Below are 24986 nucleotides of genomic sequence, written 5' to 3'. Positions count from 1 at the left end.
GCACATTTGTGAGCCGACCGAATCGGATGGTGTTGGATGCCTTGATCGCAGAAATCAGCCAAGCGGGAGCGCGGTAGGCGCCCACCTGCCGATCCTGTTGGCTCATCACAACGATGGTTCCAAGCAGGTCGATCGGGGCTGTGCTCCGCTCATATGAGCGCCGAGCTCGTTGACACGCGCGAGAGGGCGGTCCGAAATGCGGAAATGAGGAACTCAACACTCAGGGGTGCTCAGGTTAGGCGGTCAGGTCCGGCTCGGTCGCTTCTTCGGCTTCCTGCAGGCGTAGGGCTAGTGCCCACAAGCTTTCGTCACCGTTGACTAGCCACCGTGTAGTGCCCTGGTTCGCGACGGGTTGCCTCTTCCAGTCGGCGAGCTGCCACATCTCCCGAATCAGACCGGACGGGGAGTGCTGCCGTTGGTCGGCTTCCCACAGGATTGGCTTTGTGCGGCTATTGACCCAGGTCGCCCGGCCGCGGCGTGGGTCCTCGGTGAGCCATTCGGCGAGCGCCACCTGCTCAGTGCTGACCGAGCTGTAGTAGACCAGTGGAGTGCCCTCGGCGATCGCGTGCGCGTCAACGAGGTATGGGACGGTGTTCGGGCGGCGCGGCTTACGCTCAGACTTAGCCCGCGTGTACTCGGCCGGCAGTGTTGGGGGGGTCTTTCCCGTTTCTGCAGAGCCCAAGGTGAGGAGGCTCAGATGTCGTGTCTGCTCGGGGTTCGCGAGAATGGTGCGTATCTGCGTGTCCGCGCCATATTCGGCGTCGGCATGATGGATGAGCCACGGCACGAGCGCGGCGACTGTGTCCGCAACGCGCGGCAAGATCTCGTCCTCCCAAGGGTAGTTGTGCTCGTCGATCAGCGATACGCCCAGGTGTTTCAAAACCAAGTGGGCGATCAGATACTCACTGTGTTGTGCCACAGCAGCGGCTCTGCCCTCTCGCTGCGAGCGCGTTGCGTGCAGGGCTTTGCGCACAGCGCGCACCGCGATGACAGCTCTCCAGACCTGCAGGGCTGAGGGGCGTGGGTCGAATAGCACATCGTATGCGCCGCGTTCGCCGCGTTCCCAAAGCGGATCGAGTGAGCGGGCAAGGCGGGCGGAGTAATCAGCTGCCGGATGCAGGCAGGCGAGTGCGGCAGCGGCCTCCACGATCGAGCAGCCGGACTCTGGCGAGGGATCAGGGGCGCCGCGCTTGATCGTGTACTGTTTATTCAGGTCAGCCGCGAAGTCTTCGCGGATCTCGCTCTGCACCGGGTCAAGCGCAATGAAGTCGCGGGCCTCCACGCTGTTCTGCAGGTTGGTCGCCTTCGTGACGTCCTCGGCGAACCCGGTGGCCCCGTTGGTCGCGATGACCCGGACACCGACTTTCGCCTGCGCTGTAATCTCTGGGTGCGTGCGCATCGCCTCTGCGATCGCGTTGACGGTTTGGGCGCCGTTGACGACGCTTGCGTTCACAGCGGTCAAATGCATCGGCGAATTGTGTGCGAACTGCATCGAGCCTGGCCGGGCCTCGATGCTTTCACACAGCACGGTGATGCCATTATTGCGGTACCAGAAGTTGCCCGGCTCAGTGATCAGTGACTGCACGATCCCGCTGTTTGTTCGCGTCGAACCGAGCGGGTCGCGGATGTTTGCACGAAACAGGCCCGCGTCATACTGCGCTGACCACGCAGCGACATCCTCGACTCGCACCGAACCCTGAAACGAGGAGTGAAGTCCGTCGTGCTGATGCCATGGAGTTAGCGTTACGTGCAGAGTGATCGGTTCGGGTTCGCGGTCCTTACGGACCTGCCGACTAAAATCCTGGGCGTGCAAAAAGCAGTACTTCAGCCGGGGTCCATGCTGGTTGAACCGCTCCATCGCATCGTCAAGAACCCGTATCACGTTGGGACCGGGAGCCGCTGTACCCATCAGCGCGATCACAAGGGTAACCGGCGCATTACCCTCGACCATCAGGACGGACGCTGCCTCCCCGAGAGCTTCACCGCGCGCGTTGAACTCGCTGAACCGCTCACGATCGAGATAGTCCAGGCCGCTGACCAGTTCCCTCGCTGCCTCTCGATCGATCTTCGCTGCACCGATATCGCTCCACTTCGCCTGGACCAGATAGACGTGCGGCGGTTGCTTGCGCAGCGCGATTCCGTCGATGCCTTGATCGGCAATACCATCTATTACGAAACCGCCAGCCGTGACCGGATCCACTCCCGCGACGATCCGCACGGCCAGCGCCGTCAGCGCGCGCGAAAGCAGCCGTTGCTCCGCGCCCTCCGTACCGTACTGTTGAAGGTCGCCAGCGTAAACGTGGCTGGCGTAGTCGCGCTCCAGCGCCGCTCGTACTTGGCGCGCGTGACGCCGCGAATTCCCGTCAACAGCCATCCGCCAGGTTCCCTATCCGTCGATCAGTTGATCGTGAGTATAGTGGGCTTGGTTGAGCGTGCACAATAGAAATGGTCATCGCCCGGCATCGAGGTGGTATGCTCGGCCTGACAGTTGTCAGAAAAGCCGTTGGTCGGAGAACGACTGTTGTGCTAAAGCATTCCAATCGCTATGCACCGCGATGATGACAGCACGATTGGCTTCAAGCACGAGTTCGACGACTTCGCGGGCCTGCTTGTGGCCAGCCTTGCGTCCCCCAAGCCATCCGCCGCCCAGCAGTGCTGCGAACGTGCTGTTGCTAAGGTGCCTTTGAGAGCTGAATCGGTCGTCCTGCCGTCGCTCCCAGTCTCGAAGATCCCTCGCAACATGGATGTTTCCAGCCAGCAACCGTTCCTTCGTGGCCTCGAAGTGTCTGTTCGCCGCGAATTTAACAAACCCCGGCCTTGGCGCAAGGCGCGGATCGGCGGGGTTCCCCTCGCCCGCGTACATCTTATCGATCCTATCCACATACTCTGGGAACGTCTTGGTTGAACTGTAATGAAGCAATGCGAGGGCACCGAACTTCGGATGAAGGTAAACGAGGTCCGAGCCGGTCGGTTCGTAGTCGCTTACGGGCCTCACGTTGACCAATGTGACACCTGGTCCGAGACCACGCTTGTTCCGAGACAACCGAATCCAACCGAAAACCGGGATCCCGTTCTGCTCCAACCGTAGCACCTGATGGTCAGGGCATGACCAAAACGCCTCTGGCTCGCGCGCCTCCGTCAGGCCCGTGATAAACGGCGAGCCCGGGGAATCAGCTGCCCAGGTCGACAGCTTCGACAACTGCGCGTGCAGGTTGGCTGCTTTAAGCGAGAGCGCGACAGCGTCCTGCTCGCAGGCCAGTAGGAACCCTGCGTCGCCCGCGATTGTGTTGGGCTCCGTCAGGTTACGCAGACATTCCACCTGGTGCGCAGCGTGCTTGCCGGACTGCGCGATCATGGACAGTACGTCGTCACTCTGGGAAGGAGCAAGCGTTGTGCGACTCTCCAGCACACTTAGTACGTTGGAATACACCTCAGTATCAGGCGGTAGAGGAACTCCGGGCGTCACCGCCTGACAGAAGTCGAACTCCAGGTTCCTGTTGGACGCCCCGGACCGGTCGCCGGGAACGACCCGTCCGAGCGCAACTATCGTGACCGACTCAGCAACTCTTTCGACGAAGACAGCCACGCACGGCTTGCCTCGCTTCAACGTGCGATACGGGTACGCGTCTAAGGCAATGGCGCCATCTTGCCGAAATGTTCGCCCCTGCATAGCCCGCTGAATTTGACCGGCGGCCTCGAAAATCGCGATCGTTGACAAAGACCCTCCCCTTACTCACGGTGCATGAATATTAACGCTATTACTCTGCGTCACCGCGTGAAGGTGACTGATCAAAGCTCGAGCGCTCCGCCATGGAGTCGGTCGCAGGACAGGTTTGAGGACGTTGCCGAGACGAAGGTGAAGCCGATGATACTGATGATCACTGTGATGGTCTGAACGAAGGAAGCGTCGGCCCGCCGATCGCCGTCGATGAGCTTGATATCTACGCCTTCCATCGGCACGTAGCCTTGTCTAATCCTGATCGGGTTGACAATTCAGGCGTGGATCGGGTCATCGAAGGCCGCCTGCTTCGACGCGCGGGCGCCCGTGGGTGTCTCGGGTGGGGACGCCGCGTTCGCGCAGTTTGTTCAGCACGGTGGTGTGGTTGACGCCGAGGTAGTCGCCGACGCGGGCCAGCGACCAGCCGAAGTTGTAGAGGTGGATGGCGTGGTCGACCTGATCTGGGGAGAGGCCGCGGCGGCGCATCGGCACGCCGTGCCGGTGGAAGATGTTGCTGACCGTTCGCCGTTCGATCCCGAACCGGTCACCGAGTTCGTACACCGTCGCGCCGGACCGGTAGCCGGCGATCCGCTGCTCGACCTGATCAGAGCCGAGTTGCCGGGCGCGGCCGGGGCGGTCGCGCTTCATCGACGGCGGCTCGGGGGTATCGAGGCTGGGAAGCTTCCTGCGGAGCTCTTCCAGAGCTCTGACCTGGTCTTTTGTGTTCGAGTAAGGTCCCCTAACCTCCACCAGTTCTCCGGGCGAGGAGTGTCTGCGGAAAGCGCAGACCTTCTCGCACTGTTGTGTTTTCTGGGGTGCAGCCCCCAGACCCCCAATCGTGGTTGCGTTGAAGGGGTAAGGGTTCGGGTAGCGACCCTCAAGTCCACAGCAGGTTTTGGGCAGGCATCGGACAACCCAGCTCGTGAAGGCTAGTAAGCGAGCTCTCCGATGCCGCCATCGACGCGCAGCACGGTGCCGGCCGTGTAGGAGGACTCGTCCGAGGCGAGATAGACGGCCGCCTTCGCCAGTTCGGTGGCCGTTCCCAGGCGGTGGAGGGGCACGGTCCGGCGGAGCTCCTCGTAAACGGCGGCTTGGCGCTCGGGGCCTAGCGGCGCGAACGCGTTGGTGACAGTCGGGCCCGGGCTCAGTCCGTTGACGCGGATACCCCGGTCCTTCAACTCATAGGTCAGTCCACGGGCATATGACAGCAGCCCCGCCTTAGCGGCGCCGTAGACCGTCGCGTTCTCGTGTCCGATGAAGGCGGAGACCGAACCGACGAGGATGACCGAGGATTGCCGCGAGAAAAGCGGCAGCAGATGCCTGATCAGGAAGAACGGCGACTTGAGGTTGGTGGCGACGAGCTTGTCGAACGCTTCCTCGGTCCATTCCGCGATCGGGAGATGGGTGATGTCGGCGGCGTTGCTCATCAGGATGTCGAGCTTGGGCCATTCCGCGCGCAGTCTCGCCGCGAGCGCTGCTTGGCCGGGTACGTCACCGGCGTCACTGACGATGGTCAGCAATGGACCCTCCAGTTGCCGGGCGGCCTCGTCCAGTCTTTTCCGCGAGCGGCCGGTGATCGCGACCGATGCTCCTTCGGCGAGGAATTCGCGGGCGGTTTCGAGGCCGATGCCGCTTGTTCCTCCGGTGATGAGTGCGTGCTTTCCCGCAAGACGACCCATTGGATTCATCTCCTTGTCCGGCGCCAGTGCGGCGCGTGGTTCGAAACTGTTGATGTGCTGCACCGTTGGTCTCAGATCGCGGTTCGGCCACCGTCGACGGCCACGGTCGTCCCGGTCACGTAACTGGCTCGGTCGCCGGCGAGGAAAGCGATCATGTGTGCCACTTCGGCCGGGTCGGCGGTGCGTTTGAGCGCGGTGGTCAGGCCCATGCCACCCATATCCGGGCCCATCGCCGCGACCACCTTCGAGGTGCGCATCGGGCCAGGGGCGACGGCGTTGACCCGCACGTTCGCGGGGGCGAACTCCGCCGCCCAGGTGCGGGTCAGCGATTCGACCGCCGCCTTGGTGGCGCCGTAGACAGCCATGCCCGGCATGCCGAGGCCGGCCGCGGTGGAGCTGACGTTGACGATGCTGCCGCCGCCGTTGGCGGCCATCTTCGGTGCGACGAGCGCGGTGAGCAGGAACACCGCACGCACATTGACCGCGAAGGCCACGTCGTAGCTCGCGATGTCCTGCTCGGTGGTCGGGCCGAACGTCATGACGCTCGCGTTATTGATCATGATGTCCACCGCCCCGGCGTCTTCGACCAGGCGTCGGACGGCCGCCGCGTCGGCCAGGTCTGCCGCGACGAAGCGCGCCGACCCGCCACCGACCGTGCGAAGGTCATCCACGACCGCGGCGCCGCGCCCCGGATCGGTGCCGGTGACGAGTGCCGTTCTGCCTGCCAATTCCACTGTTCGCCCTTCGTGTCGACAGTGCTCCGTCGACTTCTGTGCATCCGTTCAAGAAGTCGTAGAGTCGGAGACGTGACACGAACCGGACGCCCCCGCGAGTTCGACAAGGGCAAGGCCCTGGAGCGCGCACTCGAGCTGTTCTGGTCCCGGGGCTACGGGGCTACGTCGATCCAAGACCTCGTCGACACACTGGCGGTCGAGCGCGGCAGCCTCTACGGAGCGTTCGGGGACAAACGCCGCTTCTACCTTGAAGCCGTCAGGCTCTACTGGGAGGTGTACGAGCGGCGCCTGACCGCCGCGCTCGACGCTGCCCCGCTCCTCCCGGCGCTTCGCGAGATCCTGACCCACCCCGCGCGCCTGGACGAATTGATCTCCGACGTGGGGATACCGAACGGCTGCCTCGTCGGCAATACGACCGCCGAACTGGTACCGCACGACAGCGAAGCCACGGAAATCGTCGTCCGCTCCTACAGCCGGTTCACCGGCATCGTCGCCGACGCGCTGCGCCGCGCACAGGCGGCCGGGGAAGTCACCGACAACGCCAGCCCCGAGGCTCAGGCCCAGCTGCTGTTGTACGTCGTCCAAGGCCTCTCGCTCGTCTCGAGAGCAGGTCTCGACAGGAAGGCGGCGCTGGCCGCGGTCGACGCCGCGATCGACGGCTTACGGACGCGACCGGGAACGTCTTCACGAATCGGTGGTCTCCGGTAGCGCGGTCGTGCGGACACGGCAACCAGCGAGATGAGCCCGCACGGACCGCGATGTGACGATGAGGGCCTGAAACGCGGCGGTGTACCGAAGAACGACAAGCCGTTGGACGAGACCGTCGAGGCGGTGGCCGACGCCGGGTTCTTACCTCTGGGGGCGGCAGCATGACGTCGACGCGACAACAGCTCATCGACCGGCTCATCCGGCGATTCGATTACCACGATCCCGAATACACCCCCGACATCGCGGAAATCGTCAACCGTGAAATCGGGAAGAACGAGGGTGTCACCTATTCCGAGGCTCATGGGGGCATGTGGATCCTGTCCCGTTACGAGCACGTCAAAGCGGCCTTCAAGGACCACGAGACCTACAGTTCCGGCAGTGGCGTCTTCTTCCCTCGTGCGGCGGGGACGCCGAAGTTCTCGCCGATCGACTTCGACCCGCCGGAGCATCGCGCCCGCCGCAAGCTGATGTCCCCGCCGCTGCAACAGGAAAAGGTGCGGAACCTCGAGTCCGCCGTCGTCGAACTCACCGCCGGCATGATCGAGCCGATGGCCGATCGCGGGCACGGGGATTTCACCGCCGAGGTGTCGAAGCCGCTCGCGATCGGCGTGCTCGCGATCGCGCTCGGGTTGTCGGAGGCGGCACAGCACCAGATCCGGGAACTCACCACCACGCTGTGGGCGCGGCTTTCGAAGAACCCCGACATGACCGATTTCTGGTCGGAGTTCCGTCAGCTGGTGTCGGAAGAAGTCCGGCGGGCGACGGAAGAGCCGGGTGATTCCTACCTGTCACGGTTGGCCAGGCTCGAAGTGAACGGCGAGCCGCTCGCCGAGGAGACCCTTCAGTCGATCATCGTCTCGTATTGCATCGCCGGTCACGAGACCACGATGAACACGCTCAGCCGGATGTTGTGGTACCTCGGGGGAAATCCCCATCTCCAGGAACGGCTCAAAGCCGAACCGGACCTCATGCCGGTGGCGGCCGACGAGACCCTGCGCCGCTGGTGCCCCACCGATCGGTTCACCCGCGTCACCACCCGCGACGTGACGATCGCCGGAACCGCCATCCCCCGGGGCTCCCGGGTGGTCTTCCTCCTGGACGCGGCGAATCGTGATCCGGGGAAATTCCCCGACCCGGACACCTTTTCCCTCGACCGCGGGAATTCGCACCAGCACCTCAGTTTCGGGTTCGGCATCCACCATTGCATGGGCGCGCATCTGGCGAGGCTGGAGCTCAGGACCGTCTTAGGCGAACTGGCCCGGCATCCCGTCTACCACCTCACCGAAGAACCGGCCCGCCACTTCGAAAACGGCAGGCACATCGTGTTCGAACAGGTACTGGTCAAATTCGAAACCGGCTAAAAGGGGAAACAAGTGGAAACTCGACCCGCCCTCGACGGTCTGGTCCGGCTGACCAGTGGCCTGTGGGCTTCACAGACGCTGGTCGCCGCCGAAGACCTCGGCCTGTTCACCTTTCTGTCCGGCGGGAGCGCGACCGCGGCCGAGGTCGCGGCGGGGACCGGGATCGCCGAACGGCCGGCGGAGATCCTGCTCACCGCCTGCGCCGCACTCGACCTGCTGGAGACCGGCGGCGGCCGCTTCCGCAACACGCCGGTCGCCGAGGCTTACCTGGTCAAGGGAAAGCCGGACTACTTCGGCGACTACATCAGGATGCTCGGCCAGTACGCCAATCCCGGCTGGATGCGGGTCACCGAGGTGGTGCGGGCGAACCGGCCGTCCAGGCTGCTTTCCGGTGATCAGCAGGAGATCTTCGAGGAGCAGGCGCGACCGAAGATCTTCTGGGACGGCCTGTACCCGCTTTCGGCCGGTACCGCCCGGGTGCTCGCGGACGAGGTCGATTTCGGCGAGACGTCCAGCCTGCTCGACGTCGGCGGCGGAGGCGGTGCCTTCGCGATCGAATTGTGCCGGCGCTACCCCGGCCTGCACACCACGATCTTCGACCTGCCCTTCGTCTGTGAGTACACAGTGGACAGAATCGAGGAATCGAAACTGTCCGACCGGATCAGCCTGCGCGCCGGTGACTTCCTTCAGGACGCGGAACTGCCGTCGGGTCACGACGCGATCTTGCTCTCCATGATCCTGCACGACTGGGACGAAGCCAGTAACGTCTCCCTGCTGGCCAAATGTCATCGCGCGCTGCCGAGCGGCGGGCGGCTGATCGTGTCCGAGCTGCTGGTCGACGACGACAAGTCCGGTCCGGCCGACGCGGCGCTGATGAGCATGGCCATGCTGGTCGGGACCTGGGGACGCAACTACACGGCCGCCGAGTACCACGAATGGCTGCGTGCCGCGGGCTTCGAGGACATCCGCACGGTGCGGTTCCGGGCGCCGGGAGCCAATGGGGCGATCACGGCCAGAAAGCCCTGAGGGGCACCGGTAGGCCTCAAGCCCGGAAGTGCCGTGAAGGCCTCCTTCCCTACTTTCAAGGTAGGGAAGGAGGCCTTCACGGGCATTCGGGTCAGGCGGCTTCGGGTTCCCGCAGGATCTCCGTGACGTGCGCGGAGAGTGCGGCGACCGTCGGCTTCGCCCACAGGATCGTCGGCGGCAGGTCGAGCCCGAAACGGCGGCTCAACCGGACACGGAGACCGACGGTCATCACCGAGTCGACACCCAGCTCGACCAGCGGACGCCGGAGGTCGACGTCTTCGGCGGCCAGGTTCAGCTCGGCACCGACCTGCTCCCGGACCTCCTTGGTGATCAGCTCGTGAGCCTCTTCCTTCGGCAGGCTCGACCAGTCGACGTCCACCCCGTTGTCGGTTTCGCCCGCATCGGCGTCGATGGCGGCCAGATCCCGGAACATCGGGACCCGGGTGGTCCGCGCCGGCAGCGGCAGAACCCGCAGAACCGCCTGGTACGGCGTGTCGTATCGCTCGGCGAACGCCCAGGCGCGGAACGCCTCGGCCGCGGTGATCGCTTCGAGGCCGCGGGCGTTGGCTTCGAACATGGTGCTGGCGATGCTTTCCGACATCCCGACACCGAGCCACGACGTCCAGCCGATGCTGGTGGTCTCGGTGTGGCCGCCGGCGTTGCGGTGCGCGGCCAGCGCGTCGAGGAACGAGTTCGCCGCCGCGTAGGCGGTCTGCCCGGTGAGCCGGGCGAACTGGCCACAGGAGGAGAACAGGACGAAGAAGTCCAGCGTCCCCGGCGGGAACTGCCGGTGCAGCACCATCCCGCCCCGTGCCTTCGGGGCGAGTACGTCACGCAGGCCGTCCAGGTCCACCTTGTCCATCAGCGCGTCGTTGACGACACCGGCGGCGTGGATGACGCCGCGAATGGGCGGGAGTCCGTGCGCGGCCGGGTCGAGCGCCCTGGCGACGTCGCCTTCGTCGGTGATGTCCACCGAGACCGCGCGGACCGTGACCCCCGCCGCCTCGAGGGCGAGCACACTGTCGATCTGGTGCCGCGTCTGCGGGTCCGTGACGCCTTCCCACTCCGCGCGGGGCGGCAGTCCACGCCGTCCCGCCAGCAGGAGGCGACGGGCACCGCGGTCGGCGAGCCACTGCGCGACCTCGAGACCGAGACCGCCGAGACCGCCGGTGATCAGGTAGGTGCCGGTGGCCCGGCATTGGAGGCTGGACCCGTCCGACGGCCGCTCGATGGTGGTCAGGCGGGCGACCTCGGTGGCGCCGCCGGTCAGCGAAATGACGTCTTCGGTGCCGCCTGCGTGCCGGAGCAGTTCGAGCAGCCGCTCGGCGGTGTCCTCGCCCACCTCGTCGACGTCGATCGCGCCACCCCACAGTTCCGGGCGTTCACCGGCGGCGATCCGCGCGATACCCCAGAGCGGGCCGTGCGCGAGCGCTGCCTCGTCCTCGGCCCCGCGCACGCCCCGCGAAAGGGCCCAGACCTGCTGCGACGGGAACTCGTCACCGGCGATCGAGGCGATCTCGCTGATCCGCTGAACGGTCCGGATCACCGCCCAGCTCGCCCGTTCGGTCGCGGTTTCGAGTGTCTCGCCTTCGCGGATGAGCGAGGGCACGACCACGACCGCGCCCGGCTCCGACAGCAGCTGCTCGCCGAAATCGGCGGTGCAGTCGCAGTCCCGCGGCTGGTCGACATGCGGATTCGGCTCGCAGACCTGCGTCGTCGGCACACCGAGCGCTTCGAAGCGCGCGGCGAGGGCGCCGGTCAGCGAGGGGTCGCCGACCAGGAGGATCTGCCGCAGGTCGTGACTGGTTTCCGGGAGCTCCAACGGTTTCCAAGCGATCTCGTGTACGAGGTCGCGCGGGCCCGCCGCGGCGGCGCCGAGATGTTCCACCGCCGCGAACCGCAGTCCGGTGACCTCGCAGACGATCCGGCCGGTCTCGTCGGCGACCAGTACGTCGGTGGTGTCCCGCGGGGACCGCGGCGACCGGCGGCTGTGCACCACGATCTTCGCGGGCGGGACGCCGTCGAAGACGACCTTTTCGATCGACCTCGACATCCACAGCACCGGGGCGTCCTCGGGGGTCACCACGACCGCGCTGATGGTCAGCGCGCCGTCGATCACGTGCGCCCAGCTGGCCGCGTGCGGGGCGCCGGGCTCGATGGTCATCACCGCGAGCTGTTCGGAGTCCGTGCGACGCAGTTCGTCGAGGTCCCACGGGAACGCGTAGCCACCGACACCCATCCGGCGGAACATCGTGTCGACCTTCTCCCACGACCACTCCGGCAGCCGGTCGCGAAGGTCCGCGGTGTCGATCGTGCCTTCGGTGACGCGCACGCCGGGTTCGACCGCGGCCGTGGTGTGGGTGATCCACTCGTGTTCCTCACCGGCACCGCCGTCTTCGGCGAGACGGGTGGAAAGCCGGAGGGTGTTCTCCGAAGACACGATCTGCACGACCCGCGGCGGGACGACGGAAAGCGGTGTGCGCAGCACGATGTCGGTGATCGCCGCCTGCTTGCCGTCGCGGACCGCCGCTTCGGCGAACGTGTTGATGATCGACGCCGCCGGGGTGATCTCGACCCCGACCACCTCGTGGCTGAGCGGATACGGACGGCAGTCCATGTCCAGATAGGTCTGCCACACCACCCTCGCGGGCGACCCGCTGACGGCCATCTTCCCGCCGAGCAGGCTGTGCTTCTCGGGATCGTGCCCGCCGCCGACGCCGTTCGAGCCGACGGCCTCGTCGCCGAAGATCCAATAAGGACGGTGCTGCCAGGCCACGGCGGGAAGAGCGAGCAGCGGGGCGTCCGGATGCTCGGCCGTCCAGTCGAGGTCCGCGCCGTCGCAGTGCAGCTCGGCGAAGTTCGTCAGCAAGGTGCTGACCTCGTCCTGGTTGCGCCGCATGGTGAAGGCGACCTTCGCCTCCTCGACACCGAGGTGGTCGAGCGTCTCCTTGATCGAGTGGGTGACCACGGGATGCGACGACACTTCGAGGAACAACCGGTAGCCGTCCTCGATCGCCGCCGTCACGGCCTCCGCGCACCGGACCGGCTGCCGGAGGTTCGCCGCCCAGTAGCCGGTGTCACGGAGCGCGGCCGAACGGGCGTCGGCGAGCGCCGTGCTGTAGAGCGGGACGGCGGGGGCGCGCGGGGTCAGCTCGGCGGCCGCGGCGGCCACGGCCGCGACGACCTCGTCGACGTGCGCGCTGTGGAAGGCGATGTCCGTGTCGACCGTCCAGACCCCGATCCCGTCCGCCTGCCATTCCCCGGCGAGCAGTTCGACCTCGGCGTGGTCGCCGGAGATGACGGTCGAACCGGGGCTGGCGGAGATGGCGGCTTCGACCCCGGCGCGTCCGGACAGCCGCCGCTCGACCTCGTCGAACGCCAGCCCCACCATGGCCATCCCGCCACGACCGGCGAGCGGCTGCAGTGCCGCCGCTCGGCGGCAGGCGAACCGGGCGGCTTCCTGGACATCCAGCGCGCCGGCCACGACCGCCGCCGCGATCTCGCCGACGGAGTGACCGAGTACCGCGGCGGGCTCGGCGCCGTGACGGCGCCAGACCGCGGCGAGACCGATCTGGATCGCGAAGGTCATCGCCTGGACGTGCGAGGCACTCCACGGCCCGCCGTCCACAATGGCCTCACGTGGGGTCCAGCCGAGTTCGGCGCGGAACACGTCGGCGAGGGAATCGATCGCTTCGGCGAAAACGGGTTCGTCGACGAGCAGCTGCCTGCCCATGCCGGACCACTGCGCGCCATGACCGGAGAACACCCAGACGACCTTGCCGTCCGCGGCCGAAGGCACCCGTCCCTTGACGACGCCGGGCGAGGGCCGTCCGTCGGCGAGCGCGCGTAACCGCTCGGTCAGTTCGGCGGTGGAATCCGCCACGACCGCCGCGCGCTGCGCGAGGTGGGAGCGCCGCCGGGAGAGCGTGCTCCCGATCGCGGCGAGGGAAACGCCGGGGTTCGCGGCCAGCCAGTCCGCCGTGGTCGCGGCGAGCGCCCGCACTCCCCCGTCCGAAGCCGCGGACAGCGGGAACACCGACGTGCCCAGTTCCGCGGTGGCGCTCTTCAGCGCCTCGGGCACGGCGACCGGCGCCTCCTTCAGGATGACGTGGGCGATGGAACCACCGACGCCATAGCTGGAAACACCGGCGATACGCGGCTGTTCGCCACGCGGCCACGCCTGACGTCCGTCGACGAGCCGCAGCCCGGAACCGGCCCAGTCGAACTCGGGGTTCGGCTCGTCGTGCAGGCTCGGCGGGATTTCTTCGTTGCGCAGGGCGAGAATCGCCTTGATCACCCCGGCGATCCCGGAGCCCGCCTCGACATGCCCGATGTTCGGCTTCACCGAACCGATCAGGCACGGATCGTCGATCCGGTCCGCGCCGCCGAACACCGCCGCCAGCGCGAGGGCCTCCTCCCGGTCCCCGACCGGGGTACCGGTGCCGTGTGCCTCGACGTAGCCGACCGACTCCGGCGCGATCCCGGCCCGGCGGTAAGCCTGGCGCAACATGTGTTCCTGCGCTTCGCCGTTCGGCGCCATCATGCCGTCGGACTTGCCGTCCTGGAACACTCCGCTGCCCGCCACGATCGCCAGCACCTGGTCGCCGTCGCGGCGCGCGTCCGACAGTCGCTTGAGGACGACGACACCGGCTCCTTCGCCACGGCCGTACCCGTCGGCGTTCTTGTCGAACGCCTTGGACTTCCCGTCCGGCGCCAGCGCACCGGCGGCTTCGAGCGCGATGTTGAGCGTGGGGCTCGCCATGATGTTGACGCCGCCGACGATCGCGACCGGGGTCTCGCCGATCCTCAGGCTCTGGCAGGCCAGGTGCAGCGCGGTGAGCGAGCCCGCGCAAGCGGTGTCCACGGCGAGGCTCGGTCCGCGCAGGTCGAGGAAATACGAGATACGGTTGGCGATGCCGTAATAGGTCGTGCCGTTGACCGCGTACGCGCCGGTGCGGCCGACGTCTTCCAGCAGCCGTCGCCCGTAGTCGTTGGAGTTGGCGGCGACGAAGACACCGGTTTCGGTACCGCGCAGGAGATGCGGCGGCAGTCCGGCGCTGACCAGCGCCTCCCAGGCCAGCTCCAGCACGATGCGCTGCTGCGGGTCGAGGAAATCGGCTTCACGCGGGGAAATACCGAAGAAGTCGGCGTCGAATCCCTCGATGTCGTCGAGGAAGGCGCCCTTGCGGGTGGTCTTCCGGAGGATGTTGGTCGCCTGTGGACTGGCGGCCGCGTAAGACGACCATCTTTTCTCCGGCATCTCGCGCACGGAATCGCGTCCCTCGACAAGGAATTCCCACAACCTGTCCGGAGAGTCGAGGTCAGGGGCGAACCGGCAGCTCATGCCGACGACGGCCACCGCGTCTGTGAATTGCACGTCCTGGCTCAAGTCCCTGCTCCTCTTCGCATTACGACCCGGTCGCGTTGGCATCGCCTGCGGAGCGCGGGCTCGTTCGCCACAGCCGGGACTTTCGACCAGGCCATCTTTTGCCGCCGCCGTCCGTGCTGGCATCTCCTGTTTTGCCGGTACCCCCTCGGCGCGGCGCAGCGGTGGACTCCTCGCATTCGAGAAGAGGGTCTGAGCAGGTCAGGGCCCTTATCGTTCGGTCAAATCGAGTCGCCGCAAGCGTATGGAGGATCGGCATGCCGCACAGAAGTGCCGAAGGAACCGTTCCCTGGCCGCCGGATTTCGCCGCCAGGTACATCTCGGAGGGCTATTGGGAAGGCAGGCCACTCGCTTCGTTCCTGCGATCGGCGGCGACCGCGACGCCGGACGCGGTCTGTTTGGTCGACCGCGGTCTGCGGCTGACCTACCGCGAACTGCTGTCCCTCGCGGACGGTGCGGCCGCGAGGATGCGCGAGCTGGGGCTGCGCCCGGACGACCGGGTGGTGCTCCAGTTGCCGAACTGCTGGGAGTTCGTCGTCATCATGGTGGCGTGCCTCCGGCTCGGTGTCCTCCCGGTGCTGGCGTTGCAGGGCCACCGGAAGCAGGAGATCGCGACGATCACCGAACACGCCGGCGCGAAGGCGATCATCACCGCCGGTGTGGTCAAGGGGTTCGATCACCAGGCACTGGCGCACGAGGTCGCCAGGGAATCGGAGACCTGCGCACACGTTCTGGTGACCGCGGACAAACTTCAGGAGGGAAGCCTGAACCTCCGCGCGTTCCTGCGTCCGCTCGAGGACGAAGTCTTCGAACCCGCGGAGCCGGACGGCACGGACGTCGCGCTCTTCCTGCTGTCCGGCGGGACCACCGGCGCGCCGAAACTCATCGCCCGCACCCACAACGACTTCGCCTACCTCGTCAAGCGGGCCGCGGAGATCTGCGGCATCGGGCGCGACACGGTCTATCTGGCGGTCCTGCCGCTCGGGCACGGTTTCCCGATGACGTGGGTGCTCGCCTCGCTGTTCGCCGGTGGAAGGGTGGTCGTCACCGGTTCGCCGACGTCCAAGCGGAATTTCCCGCTGATCGAAGCGGAAGGCGTCACGATGACCTCGCTCGTCCCGGCGATCGCCCAGCGCTGGCTGGAGCACCGGGCCGTCGACACCACCCACGACCTCGGCTCACTGGAACTGATGCAGGTGTCCGGCTCCCGGCTCGCGGACGAGATCGCCGGCCGGATCGGCCCCGTGCTCGGCTGCACGCTGCAGAACGGCTACGGAATGGGCGAAGGGCTGATGTGCCTCACCCGCCCGGGAGATCCGGCCGAGGTCTTCTGCCGGACGCAAGGCAGACCGCTCTGCCCGGACGACGAACTGATGCTGCTCGGGGAAGACGGAGAACCGGTCGCCGACGGCGAGCCCGGCATTCTGTTCACCCGTGGCCCGTACACCATTCGCGGTTACTACCGGGCGGAAGAGCGGAACGCGACGGCCTTCCGGAACGGCTGGTACAACACCGGCGACATCGTGCGCCTGCGGCCGGACGGGAACCTCGTCGTCGAGGGTCGGGAGAAGGACGTCATCAACCGCGGAGGCGAGAAGATCTCCGCCGAGGAGATCGAAAACTTCGCTTACCGGGCCGGGGCGGGTCTCGCCGCGGCGGTCGCCATGCCGGATCCGGACCTCGGCGAGCGGATCTGCCTCTACAGCACCGGGAAGAGGCTCGATCTCGGCGCGTTGCGCGAGATGATGGAAGCCGCGGGCGTCGCGACGTTCAAGTTTCCCGAGCGGCTGGTCCACGTCGCGTCGCTGCCGATGACGGCGGTCGGGAAGGTCGACAAGAAGGCCCTGCGCGCCGACATCGCCGCCCGGATCGAAGCCGAGCGAGAAGCGGCCGAACTACGGGCGAGTTGACGAAAGGGAGCGTCCCCGCGAATTGCGGGGACGCTCCCTCAGCTGGGAAGGCCGTGAAGGCCTCCTTGAGGGACTCTGAGTCCCTCAAGGAGGCCTTCACGGACCTCACTTGTCGCGAGGAGTGTTCTGGTAGGCGGCGAGGCGCCATTCGCCGCCGTCGCGGACGACGGTCCACGAGGCGCGGATCGCGTTGTGGTCGGCGACCTCGGACTCTCCCTTGTACAGCACGCCGCCCTGCGTCAGGAGTACCGCGGAGTCGGCCGAAAGGAACCGCAGGCTGAGCGGCTTCCCCGTCACCTGCGTGTCCTTGTAGTTGGTGGCGTAGGCGTCCTTGAGGAACTTCCGGATCGCCTCCCTGCCGTCGGCGTAGCTGCCGGCGAGGATCATCGTGCCGTCTTCGGTGAAGACGTCGGCGAAGGCGTCGGCGTCGTGATACGCCCAGGCGGCGATCACCTTCTGCGTGAGCGCCGCGATGGCTGCCTTGTCCGCGTCGGTGACCTTGACGGTTTCAGTGGTCGTCATCAGGACTCTTCCCTTTCGTGGCCGGTCTCGGGCTTCGGCGGATCTCAGATGTAGAGGGTGTTCGGTTCGAGCCCGCACAGCACCCGGCCGTACAGCTCGTTGTTGGTGTCGGGGTGCATGAGCGCGTGCAGGTTGACCGCCTGGATGTCACGCGCGATGCGCTGGATCGGGACATCGGAGAAGATCGACGATCCGCCGCTGGCGTTGGCGAAGACGTCGATGGCCTCCTTGCTCCGCCGCACCGTCGCACCCATGTCGGCCCGCGCCTGTACCCGTTCCTCGAGCTTCCACTCGGTACCGTCCGCCGCCTTGCCGTCGACGAGCGACGCCAGCCGTGTCGCGTGGAACTCGGCTTCGTCGAGCTTCAGCGTCGCGTCGGCGACCTGGTGGTGGGTCAGCGGCGCTTCACGCTGGCTGTCGTAGGCGGTGTAGGTGATCTTCCGGTTCGGCAAGCGCTTGAGGAAGGACTCCTTCGCGGCGCGGCCGAGCCCGATGACACTGCCGACCGACGACGCGGCGGCGACCGGGAGCAGGGGTGCGCGGAAGATCTCCAGCCCGGCGTTGGTCACCGACGAGTACTGGCCCTGCAGGACCGCGGGCAGGCTGATGATCCGCTCGGCCGGGATGAAAAGGTCCTTGGCGACCGTGCTGACACTGCCCGAACCACGCAGGCCGACCGTGTGCCAGTCGTCGACGATCAGCAGGTCCGTCAACGGGACCACACCCATGACCGGGTACGGCTCCGCGCCGTCCTCGACGAGGACGGCGATGACGACCTGCCAGTGCGCGTGGCGCGCGCCGCTGATGAAGCCCCACTTGCCGTTGACGACCACACCACCCTCGGTGGGCGCCGCGATCGCCGTCGGGCTCAGCGTCCCGCACACCCGGATGTCGGGCCGGGCGAACACCTCGTCCTGTACCGCGTCCGGGAAGAGGCCGGTCATCCAGCTGGTGATCCAGCTGACCCCGGTCGTCCACGCCGCGGAACCCTCGGCACGGCCGAGCTCCGCGGCCACCTCGACGAGCGTGCGAGTGTCGGCTTCGAAACCGCCATAGCGCTTGGGAACCCTCAGCCGGAACAAACCGGCCTCGGTGATGGCTTCGATCGTTTCGTCGTGCAGGCGGCGGTTCTCTTCCGTCCACGCCGCGTGCTTCCGGAGTGTGGGCACCAGATCGGTGGCCCGCTGGACGAGCTGTTCGCGAGTCGGGCTCTCGGTGGTCGACACCATTTCCTCCAAGCTGTGGAACCGAGGTTGGCTGGTAGCGGGAGGACACCGGTCCTCGCGTGAACCTGTTCCGACGATCCCAGCACCGCCCCTCCGGGGCGTCTCCCTGATTGCGGCAGCTTTGAGGACGTGGGCCAACGGCTGCCGGAGTCACCATGTTCCTGCCGGAAAGGCCTTACGCCACACCGGTTTCCGAGATGCCCCGACCAGAGGAGAACGACACCATGGTGATCGTTATGACGCCGGACGCCACCGAAGAGGAGGTCGAGGCGATCGTCACCCAAGTGGAATCCGCCGGCGGCGAGGCCTTTGTCAGCCGCGGGGTGAGCAGGACGATCATCGGGCTGATCGGCGACGTCGACCAATTCGAGACGCTGAACCTCGCCAGCCGCCCTGGAGTCGCCAAGGTGACGAGGATTTCGGCCAAGTACAAGCTGGTCAGCCGGGAGCACCGGCCGGAGGGCCGCTCGACCGTCGAGGTCGGCGGTGTCCCGATCGGACCGCATACGATGACGCTGATCGCCGGGCCGTGCGCGGTGGAATCGGCGGAGCAGACCCTCGAAGCGGCCGTGATGGCGAAGGACGCCGGGGCGACGCTGCTGCGGGGCGGCGCGTTCAAACCGAGGACGTCGCCTTACGCGTTCCAGGGGCTCGGGGAACGCGGACTCCGCATCCTGGCGGACGTCCGGGCGGAGACGGGGCTCCCGGTGGTCACCGAGGTCGTCGCGCCGCAAGACGTCGGCGTGGTCGCCGAATACGCCGACATGCTGCAGGTCGGGACCCGCAACATGCAGAATTTCGCGCTGCTGCAGGCAGTGGGGCGGGCAGGCAAACCGGTGCTGCTCAAACGCGGTATGAATTCGACCATCGAAGAATGGCTGATGGCCGCCGAATACATCGCTCAGCGGGGCTGCCTCGACATCGTCCTGTGCGAACGTGGGATCCGTACCTTCGAGACCTCGACCCGCAACACCCTGGACGTCTCCGCGGTACCGGTGGTCCAGCACCTCTCGCATCTGCCCGTGATGATCGACCCGTCGCATTCCGGCGGTCGCCGTGACCTGGTGCTGCCGCTGAGCCGCGCCGCGATCGCGGTGGGCTCCGACGGGGTCCTCGTGGACGTGCACCCGCGTCCGGAAGAGGCGCTGTGTGACGGGCCGCAGGCCCTGATGGCCGAGGATCTGCAAGAACTTTCGGGAGCGATCCACGCGCTGGCCGCCCTGATGGACCGGCGGCCGTCGGCGGCGCCCCGGCGCTATCTGCGCGCCAGCTGAGCCGACCGGCCGAGAGCCGTTCCCGTTCCGGAAACGGCTCTCGGCCGGTTCTCTCGAAGTACGGCCTCAGGTGAGGCGGACGGGCAACGTCCGGTGGCCGTTCATGATGAACGTCGGCAGCGGACGGAGTTCACCGGGCTCGACGGCGAGGGAAAGACCCGGGAACCGTTCGAACAAAGTGGACAGACCGATCGTCGCGACGGCACGGGCGATTCCCGCGCCGAGGCAGAAATGCGGGCCGTGCCCGAACGAGAGGTGTTCCTTGTTCTCCCTGGTGATGTCGAATTCGCCGGCGGTGTCCCCGTGGACCTCCGGATCCCGCCCGATCGCGCTGTAGTTGACCAGGATCGCGTCACCACGGGGGATCGTGACCCCGTCGAGTTCGATGTCCTCCACCGCGTACCGGAGGGGCAGATGCGCGAGCGGCGACTCGACCCGCAGGGTCTCGTCGATGACCTCGTCCCAGGAGATCTGCCCGCCCGTCACCAGTGCCCGCTGTTCGGGATGGGTGAGCAGGGCGGTGATGGCGTTGTCGAAGAAGTTGATCGTGGTCTCCGAACCGGCGCCGAGGATGGCGAAAATGGTGTCGGTCAATTCCTCTTCGGACAGTCGCGAACCGTCCTCGTCCCGCGCCGCGATCAGGTCGCTGGTGATGTCTTCGGCGGGCTCTCGCCGTTTGGCCGCGATCAGTTCGGCCATCGCGCCGCGCCAGCCCGCCAGCACCGACTGCGCCTGTTCGGGGGTCACGGTGGTGTCGACCATCATGTCGATCACCTTGGCGGTCTTCACCCTGGCGTCGTCCGACATCCCGATCAGGTCGGCGACCAGCATCGCGGGCAGCGGGTAGGCGAACCGCTCGCGCAGGTCGACGACCTCCCCGGCGGGTACCGCCTCCAGCGCGGCGATCAGTCCTCGCGTGAGTTCGGCGATCCTCGGCTTGATGGCTTCGGTGCGGCGACGGGTGAACGCGCTTCCGACCAGTTTGCGCAGCCGGACGTGGTCCTTGCCGTACGCGGTCACCATGTTGTCCATCGCGATCCAGCTGATCATTTCCCAGTCCGGCGGGATCTGCCCGTTGATGAAGGCGGGCCAATGGTTCCTGGCGCTCTTGGTGACCCGCGGGTCGGATAGCACGCGTTTGATCACCGAATGGCTGTTGAGCGACCAGACCACGACCCCACCGGGAAGCTCCACCTGGGTCGCCGGCCCCTGCTTGCGCAGCGCGGCGGCTTCACCGTGGATGTCGGCCCCGGTGACATCTAGTGCGACTGGGCAACGGTTCTCCATGAAAATCTCCCTCGAGGACTCCATAGGCACTGAAAGACGACTCCGGCGGCCGACCGGTTGGACGAGTCAGTTCCGCGGGAAGGAGATCCTCGTGGACTACCTCGCTGTCGTGGATCGTAAGTGAGGAAACCCTTGTGTTAGAAGACTTTCAGCGGGTATACGCGGCACTCGGCACGTTCGAAGACCCAGGCCGTGAGGAACGCCCGGCGAGGGCGTGCGAAACGGGTGGCGGCCGCCGGGAAACGCTCACGGGTTCCGTGGTCGTTGGCCGCGTGACCTGGCGAGGGTCCGGACCGGCTGCCGGAAGCCGGAGACGGGGAGCTGGTGTCCACAAAGGACACTTTTGGGCAGGCAAGTGCCCGACTTGGGCAGTATGCGCAGTTTTCGGCCGGTGGTCGTGAGTGGTAAGTAGTGTTCTATTGAGGGGTAAGGCAAATGTGGCGTGTCCCGGCACGGGACTGGACTGACCGACGGACGCCGGACCGTGCCCCGGCGTCCACAAGGGACACTTTCCCAAAGAAGAATGTCCAACTTGGGTGGTTTGCGCGGTTTTGGATGGGGGTCGTGAGTGGCAATGAGGGTTCTAACCCTATTCGCCACTCACGACCCCACGCGGAACCGCACATAGCGCCATCAATCGGACACCAAGTCTCCGAAAAACGTCCCCTTGCGGACAGTCACGCGACACCCCCACCTCAGCGGGGAGCTCCTCGCCTGCTACCGGACAGTGAGCCGATCACGCCATATTCGCCTTGCCCCTAAATAACCCGAATCGCCACTCACGACCCTACCTGAAACCGCACAAACAGGCCTGAATCAGACAAGGAGCAGCCCGCCAGCATCCCTTATGGACAACCAAAGACGCGCCGAGCCCCAGGAGGGCGCACCCGACTACAACCAAGGTGGCGAAGGCCTCCTTCCCTACCTTCAGGGTAAGCAAGGGGGCCTTCACGGCAACGAGGCGATCACGCCACCCCTCAAGAACTCATGTCGCGAAAGCCCTGTCCTAACCGGGGAGGCGAGCGGGTTCGGGCACCGGGAAACAGTTCGCGAATCCGGCCACCGCCGCGACGTCGCCCTCCACCGTGACGTCTCCGTCGTCGATGGCGTGATCGAGCCCGCGGCCTTCGAAGACCACCGTCCGCAACGCCTCCACCGAGGCGGTCACCACCGCGTCCGGCCGGTCCGAAGTGCCGTATCCGATCTCGAGGGTCCCGGCAGCGACCTGGGCACGCACCGCGTGCTGCCCAAGGTACAGCTGGCAGTCCACTTCGAGGCCGCCCGCCGAGGCCGGATCGAACATCGTGCGCATCGCCAGCACCAGTGAATCGAGGGACAGCGGGGCGCGTTCCGGCATGAGCGGCGACCTGGCCGCCCAGCGGCCGAGTGCCAGCAGGGCGGGTTCGAGCTCGGCGCCCCATTCGGTCAGTTCGTACACTGTGGACGCCGCGGGCGGCGGCAGGGTGCGCCGTCTCAGGATGCCCGTCTGCTCCAGTTCACGCAGTCGCTGGGCGAGCATGGTCGGGCTCGAGCCCGGCAGGCCGGCCCGGAGGTCGGTGAACCGTTTGGGACCCAGCAGCAACTCGCGCACGATCAGCAACGCCCATCGTGACCCGACCAGGTCGAGCGCGTGCGCGGTGCCGCAGCCGTCGAAGTATTCGCGTGTGACCACCACGGTTTCACTATAACCACACCATCGAGTAGCGTCACCGTAGTTGATAGTCAGTTTTCCGTACTTTACGATACGGTTATCTTCAGCACCGACCAAGGGAGAGCGATCGTGAGCACCGTCATCTCGGCGGATGGAACCGCCATAGCCCGCACCCGCATCGGGCAAGGACCGCAGGTCGTACTGGTCGACGGCGCGCTTTGCCACCGCGGAGCCGGTCCGCTCACCGGGGTGGCGGAGGAACTGAGCACGCGGTTCACCGTCACCACCTACGACCGCCGAGGCCGAGGGGAAAGTGACGGCGCCGGCGTCGTCGCCGAGTCCGCACTCGAACGGGAACTCGAGGATCTCGCCGCGGTGATCGCCGACACCGGCGGCCCGGTGGCGTTGTTCGGCATGTCCTCTGGCGGGGCGCTGGCCCTGCGGGCGGCGAGCGGGCAGCCGGTGACCGCGGTCGCCGTCTACGAACCGCCCTTCTACCCGAGCGACGAACAGCAGGAAAGCGCGCGCCGCTATTACGGCGAACTCCTCGGGCTGATCGCCGCCGACCGCTCCGGCGACGCCGTGGCGCTGTTCCTGGAACGGATCGGCTCACCGCGGGAGATGATCGACCAGATGCGCGAGTCCCCGATGTGGTCGGGCCTGACCGCCGTCGCGCCGACACTGGCCCACGACTCGGCCATCATGCGTGACGCCGAGCTCGGCTCGGCCGTTCCGGCCGATTGTCTGTCCACAGTGGATATCCCGGCACTCGTGCTGTACGGCGCCGACAGTCCCGGCTGGATGCTCGACGGCGCGCAGGAGGCGGCCAAGGTCCTGCCGCGTGGTGAGCAGCGGACACTGGACGGCCAGAACCACGACGTTTCCCCGGCCGCGCTCGCTCCCGTTCTCGCCGACTACTTCTCCCGCAACGGCTGACGTTCCGCCTTTCGCCGGTGCGCGACCCTGATCGCGTTGAAGAGCGCCAGCAAGGTCAACGTGGCGAAGACGCCGATCGTGATGGGGATCAGGACGCCGGGCGTACTGCCGGTGATCCCGCCGATCACGATCGGGGAGAGCACGCTGCCGAGCATGCCGCAGCCGAGGATGGCGGCGTTCGTCGACTGTGCCGAGGACGGCGCGATCCTGGCCAGCCAGGCCATCACCATCGGGAGCACCGGGCCGAGCGCGAATCCGGCGAGGCTGTAGCTGAACGGCGCCAAGATCGGTGACGTGGCGCTGAAGAGGGCGAGGACGGCGAACCCCGTGCAGACGAGCACCACGCGCGGCGGTGACATCCGGACGGTAAGCACGGGAATCACGAGCCTGCCCAGTGTCGAACCCGCCCAGAAGCCCGCGTCGATCTGCGCGGCCGCGGCAACCGAGTATCCGACGCCGACGAGATAGGTGCTCTGCCAGGCGGAAATGCCTGTCTCGGTCGAGGCGTACACGAGGCCGATGGCGGCGAAGGCCACCAGGATCGGGAGGCCGCGGCGCAACCGTCCACCTGGGACGGTGTCCTCGTCGGTGCCGTCCGGATCGGTCAGCAGGGAGGCGCAGTCACGCACTTGCCAGCACAACAGGATGAGCACACCGATCGCCGAGAAGACGAAAGGCAGGTTCGACGGCCCGACCGTTCCGATCAGGAGCGGACCGGCGACGGCGCCGACCCCGAAGACGGCGTTGAGGATGCTCAGCTTGATGGCGCTGCGATCCCCGAAACCCTTGGCGAAAGCCGTGTTCAGCAACACCACGAGACCACCGAACCCGGTACCCGCGATCAGCGCCGTGATCAGCAGCATCGCCCACGAAGTGGCCAGCCCCATCAGTATCGCGGCGCTGCCGATGACGAGCACCAGGACGGTGATCGAGCGGCGCGGCGGCAATCGGCGGGCGGCGATCCCGAAGAGCAGGGTCGACAGCAGGGAGCCGGCGTTGAAAACGCTGATGAGTTCGCTTCCCGCGGCCGGACCGAGCTGGTAGACCGCCCGCAGCTGCGGCAAGGCCGCGCCGAGGCCGGCGAACAGCGCGCCGAGCAGGACGAACAAGGCGTAGGCCAGCAAGGTCTGCCGGAGGCCCGGCCCCGGACTGCCCGGCGGACTGGACGGCGGGGTCGGGCTTGCCTGCTCGCCGATGATCAGATTGCTCACGACCTGGCCTCCTGTGCCGAGTGCGCTCCCGCGTCGATCCACTGAGCCTTTTCTTCGTTGGCACGCCCAGCGTCAGCCACCCGGGAAAGTGGCCTTCTCCGAAAGCGCCGACTTCGCCGACGACATGAAAAATTCATGTCGACGCGGTGGCTCGATCACTGGCTGTGACCACGTCCGGAACAGCACACTGAACGCGTTCGTGTGCGCTGGATGCGTGAGCCGACGAGGAGGCGTGTGCCGATGTCCGGATCCCGGCGATCGCCGGCACGGTCTGGCGGCGCGAGCGGCTCGCAACCCAGAAGACGTTCTCCACTGTGGCCCGGTGAAAGCCTGGAAAAAGCTCCGGTGGTGGGTCTT

At 66.7% G+C, this 24986-nt stretch carries 18 protein-coding genes; 6 read left to right on the top strand and 12 right to left on the bottom strand.

Annotated features, from left to right (window positions below; translation table 11 throughout):
• Window positions 1–235: 235 nt before the first annotated feature.
• From ACZ5ZX_RS15450 to ACZ5ZX_RS15425, 6 genes are all read right to left on the bottom strand, one after another.
• Window positions 236–2374: an AIPR family protein gene (locus tag ACZ5ZX_RS15450; protein WP_465502627.1), complete on the bottom strand. Its 2139-nt coding sequence runs from the start codon at window positions 2372–2374 to the stop codon at window positions 236–238.
• 117 nt (window positions 2375–2491) lie between these two features.
• Window positions 2492–3718, bottom strand: coding sequence for a hypothetical protein (locus tag ACZ5ZX_RS15445; RefSeq protein ID WP_465502626.1), 1227 nt, complete (start codon window positions 3716–3718; stop codon window positions 2492–2494).
• A gap of 71 nt (window positions 3719–3789) precedes the next feature.
• Window positions 3790–3960, bottom strand: coding sequence for a hypothetical protein (locus ACZ5ZX_RS15440; protein ID WP_465502625.1), 171 nt, complete (start codon window positions 3958–3960; stop codon window positions 3790–3792).
• A 49-nt stretch (window positions 3961–4009) separates the two neighbouring features.
• A complete protein-coding gene (locus tag ACZ5ZX_RS15435) occupies window positions 4010–4366 on the bottom strand; it encodes a helix-turn-helix domain-containing protein (RefSeq protein WP_465502624.1) in 357 nt (118 codons plus the stop codon).
• Window positions 4367–4647: 281 nt separating this feature from the next.
• The gene (locus ACZ5ZX_RS15430) at window positions 4648–5397 is read right to left on the bottom strand and encodes an SDR family oxidoreductase (RefSeq protein ID WP_465502623.1); all 750 of its coding nucleotides are present in this window, start codon (window positions 5395–5397) and stop codon (window positions 4648–4650) included.
• Between the two features lie 71 nt (window positions 5398–5468).
• A complete protein-coding gene (locus tag ACZ5ZX_RS15425) occupies window positions 5469–6131 on the bottom strand; it encodes an SDR family NAD(P)-dependent oxidoreductase (RefSeq protein ID WP_465502622.1) in 663 nt (220 codons plus the stop codon).
• Between the two features lie 72 nt (window positions 6132–6203).
• On the opposite strand from ACZ5ZX_RS15425, the gene ACZ5ZX_RS15420 reads away from it, so the two are divergent.
• The 3 genes from ACZ5ZX_RS15420 to ACZ5ZX_RS15410 all read left to right on the top strand — a co-directional run bounded on the left by ACZ5ZX_RS15420 (window position 6204) and on the right by ACZ5ZX_RS15410 (window position 9226).
• Window positions 6204–6839 carry a TetR/AcrR family transcriptional regulator gene (locus ACZ5ZX_RS15420; RefSeq protein ID WP_465502621.1) on the top strand — a complete coding sequence of 212 codons (636 nt, stop codon included), beginning with the start codon at window positions 6204–6206 and terminating at the stop codon, window positions 6837–6839.
• Window positions 6840–7000: 161 nt separating this feature from the next.
• Window positions 7001–8200 carry a cytochrome P450 gene (locus ACZ5ZX_RS15415; RefSeq protein ID WP_465502620.1) on the top strand — a complete coding sequence of 400 codons (1200 nt, stop codon included), beginning with the start codon at window positions 7001–7003 and terminating at the stop codon, window positions 8198–8200.
• Between the two features lie 12 nt (window positions 8201–8212).
• Window positions 8213–9226, top strand: coding sequence for a methyltransferase (locus ACZ5ZX_RS15410; protein ID WP_465502619.1), 1014 nt, complete (start codon window positions 8213–8215; stop codon window positions 9224–9226).
• Window positions 9227–9317: 91 nt separating this feature from the next.
• On the opposite strand, the gene ACZ5ZX_RS15405 is transcribed toward ACZ5ZX_RS15410, so the two are convergent.
• Window positions 9318–14615 carry a type I polyketide synthase gene (locus ACZ5ZX_RS15405; protein ID WP_465502618.1) on the bottom strand — a complete coding sequence of 1766 codons (5298 nt, stop codon included), beginning with the start codon at window positions 14613–14615 and terminating at the stop codon, window positions 9318–9320.
• A 254-nt stretch (window positions 14616–14869) separates the two neighbouring features.
• On the opposite strand from ACZ5ZX_RS15405, the gene ACZ5ZX_RS15400 reads away from it, so the two are divergent.
• Window positions 14870–16522: a (2,3-dihydroxybenzoyl)adenylate synthase gene (locus tag ACZ5ZX_RS15400; protein WP_465502617.1), complete on the top strand. Its 1653-nt coding sequence runs from the start codon at window positions 14870–14872 to the stop codon at window positions 16520–16522.
• Between the two features lie 105 nt (window positions 16523–16627).
• On the opposite strand, the gene ACZ5ZX_RS15395 is transcribed toward ACZ5ZX_RS15400, so the two are convergent.
• Together ACZ5ZX_RS15395 and ACZ5ZX_RS15390 are read right to left on the bottom strand one after the other, a co-directional pair.
• Complete coding sequence (locus ACZ5ZX_RS15395) at window positions 16628–17044, bottom strand: SgcJ/EcaC family oxidoreductase (protein WP_465502616.1); 417 nt, start codon at window positions 17042–17044, stop codon at window positions 16628–16630.
• Window positions 17045–17088: 44 nt separating this feature from the next.
• A complete protein-coding gene (locus ACZ5ZX_RS15390; protein WP_465502736.1) occupies window positions 17089–18270 on the bottom strand; it encodes an acyl-CoA dehydrogenase family protein in 1182 nt (393 codons plus the stop codon).
• A 224-nt stretch (window positions 18271–18494) separates the two neighbouring features.
• Here ACZ5ZX_RS15390 and aroF point away from each other — a divergent pair, with 224 nt between their 5' ends.
• Window positions 18495–19544 (top strand): 3-deoxy-7-phosphoheptulonate synthase, encoded by a 1050-nt coding sequence (aroF, locus tag ACZ5ZX_RS15385; protein ID WP_465502615.1) that lies wholly within the window; start codon window positions 18495–18497, stop codon window positions 19542–19544.
• Between the two features lie 66 nt (window positions 19545–19610).
• Here aroF and ACZ5ZX_RS15380 read toward each other — a convergent pair whose 3' ends face one another.
• Window positions 19611–20831 carry a cytochrome P450 family protein gene (locus ACZ5ZX_RS15380; RefSeq protein WP_465502614.1) on the bottom strand — a complete coding sequence of 407 codons (1221 nt, stop codon included), beginning with the start codon at window positions 20829–20831 and terminating at the stop codon, window positions 19611–19613.
• Window positions 20832–21837: 1006 nt separating this feature from the next.
• A complete protein-coding gene (locus tag ACZ5ZX_RS15375; protein WP_465502613.1) occupies window positions 21838–22506 on the bottom strand; it encodes a winged helix-turn-helix transcriptional regulator in 669 nt (222 codons plus the stop codon).
• A gap of 105 nt (window positions 22507–22611) precedes the next feature.
• Here ACZ5ZX_RS15375 and ACZ5ZX_RS15370 point away from each other — a divergent pair, with 105 nt between their 5' ends.
• Complete coding sequence (locus tag ACZ5ZX_RS15370; RefSeq protein ID WP_465502612.1) at window positions 22612–23418, top strand: alpha/beta fold hydrolase; 807 nt, start codon at window positions 22612–22614, stop codon at window positions 23416–23418.
• Here the strand turns inward: ACZ5ZX_RS15370 and ACZ5ZX_RS15365 are convergent.
• A complete protein-coding gene (locus ACZ5ZX_RS15365) occupies window positions 23397–24629 on the bottom strand; it encodes an MFS transporter (RefSeq protein WP_465502611.1) in 1233 nt (410 codons plus the stop codon). The genes ACZ5ZX_RS15370 and ACZ5ZX_RS15365 overlap by 22 nt on opposite strands.
• Window positions 24630–24986: the final 357 nt, after the last annotated feature.

The sequence above is a fragment of the Amycolatopsis sp. NPDC033938 genome (assembly GCF_055575975.1).
This window is presented reverse-complemented; position numbering and strand designations above follow the sequence as displayed.

Bases quoted from the DNA above. Each gene is read 5' to 3' on its own strand.
- ACZ5ZX_RS15430 (WP_465502623.1), bottom strand. From the start codon at position 5,397: ATGGGTCGTCTTGCGGGAAAGCACGCACTCATCACCGGAGGAACAAGC.
- ACZ5ZX_RS15435 (WP_465502624.1), bottom strand. From the start codon at position 4,366: ATGAAGCGCGACCGCCCCGGCCGCGCCCGGCAACTCGGCTCTGATCAG.
- ACZ5ZX_RS15400 (WP_465502617.1), top strand. From the start codon at position 14,870: ATGCCGCACAGAAGTGCCGAAGGAACCGTTCCCTGGCCGCCGGATTTC.
- aroF (WP_465502615.1), top strand. From the start codon at position 18,495: ATGGTGATCGTTATGACGCCGGACGCCACCGAAGAGGAGGTCGAGGCG.
- ACZ5ZX_RS15415 (WP_465502620.1), top strand. From the start codon at position 7,001: ATGACGTCGACGCGACAACAGCTCATCGACCGGCTCATCCGGCGATTC.
- ACZ5ZX_RS15395 (WP_465502616.1), bottom strand. From the start codon at position 17,044: ATGACGACCACTGAAACCGTCAAGGTCACCGACGCGGACAAGGCAGCC.
- ACZ5ZX_RS15450 (WP_465502627.1), bottom strand. From the start codon at position 2,374: ATGGCTGTTGACGGGAATTCGCGGCGTCACGCGCGCCAAGTACGAGCG.
- ACZ5ZX_RS15380 (WP_465502614.1), bottom strand. From the start codon at position 20,831: ATGGAGAACCGTTGCCCAGTCGCACTAGATGTCACCGGGGCCGACATC.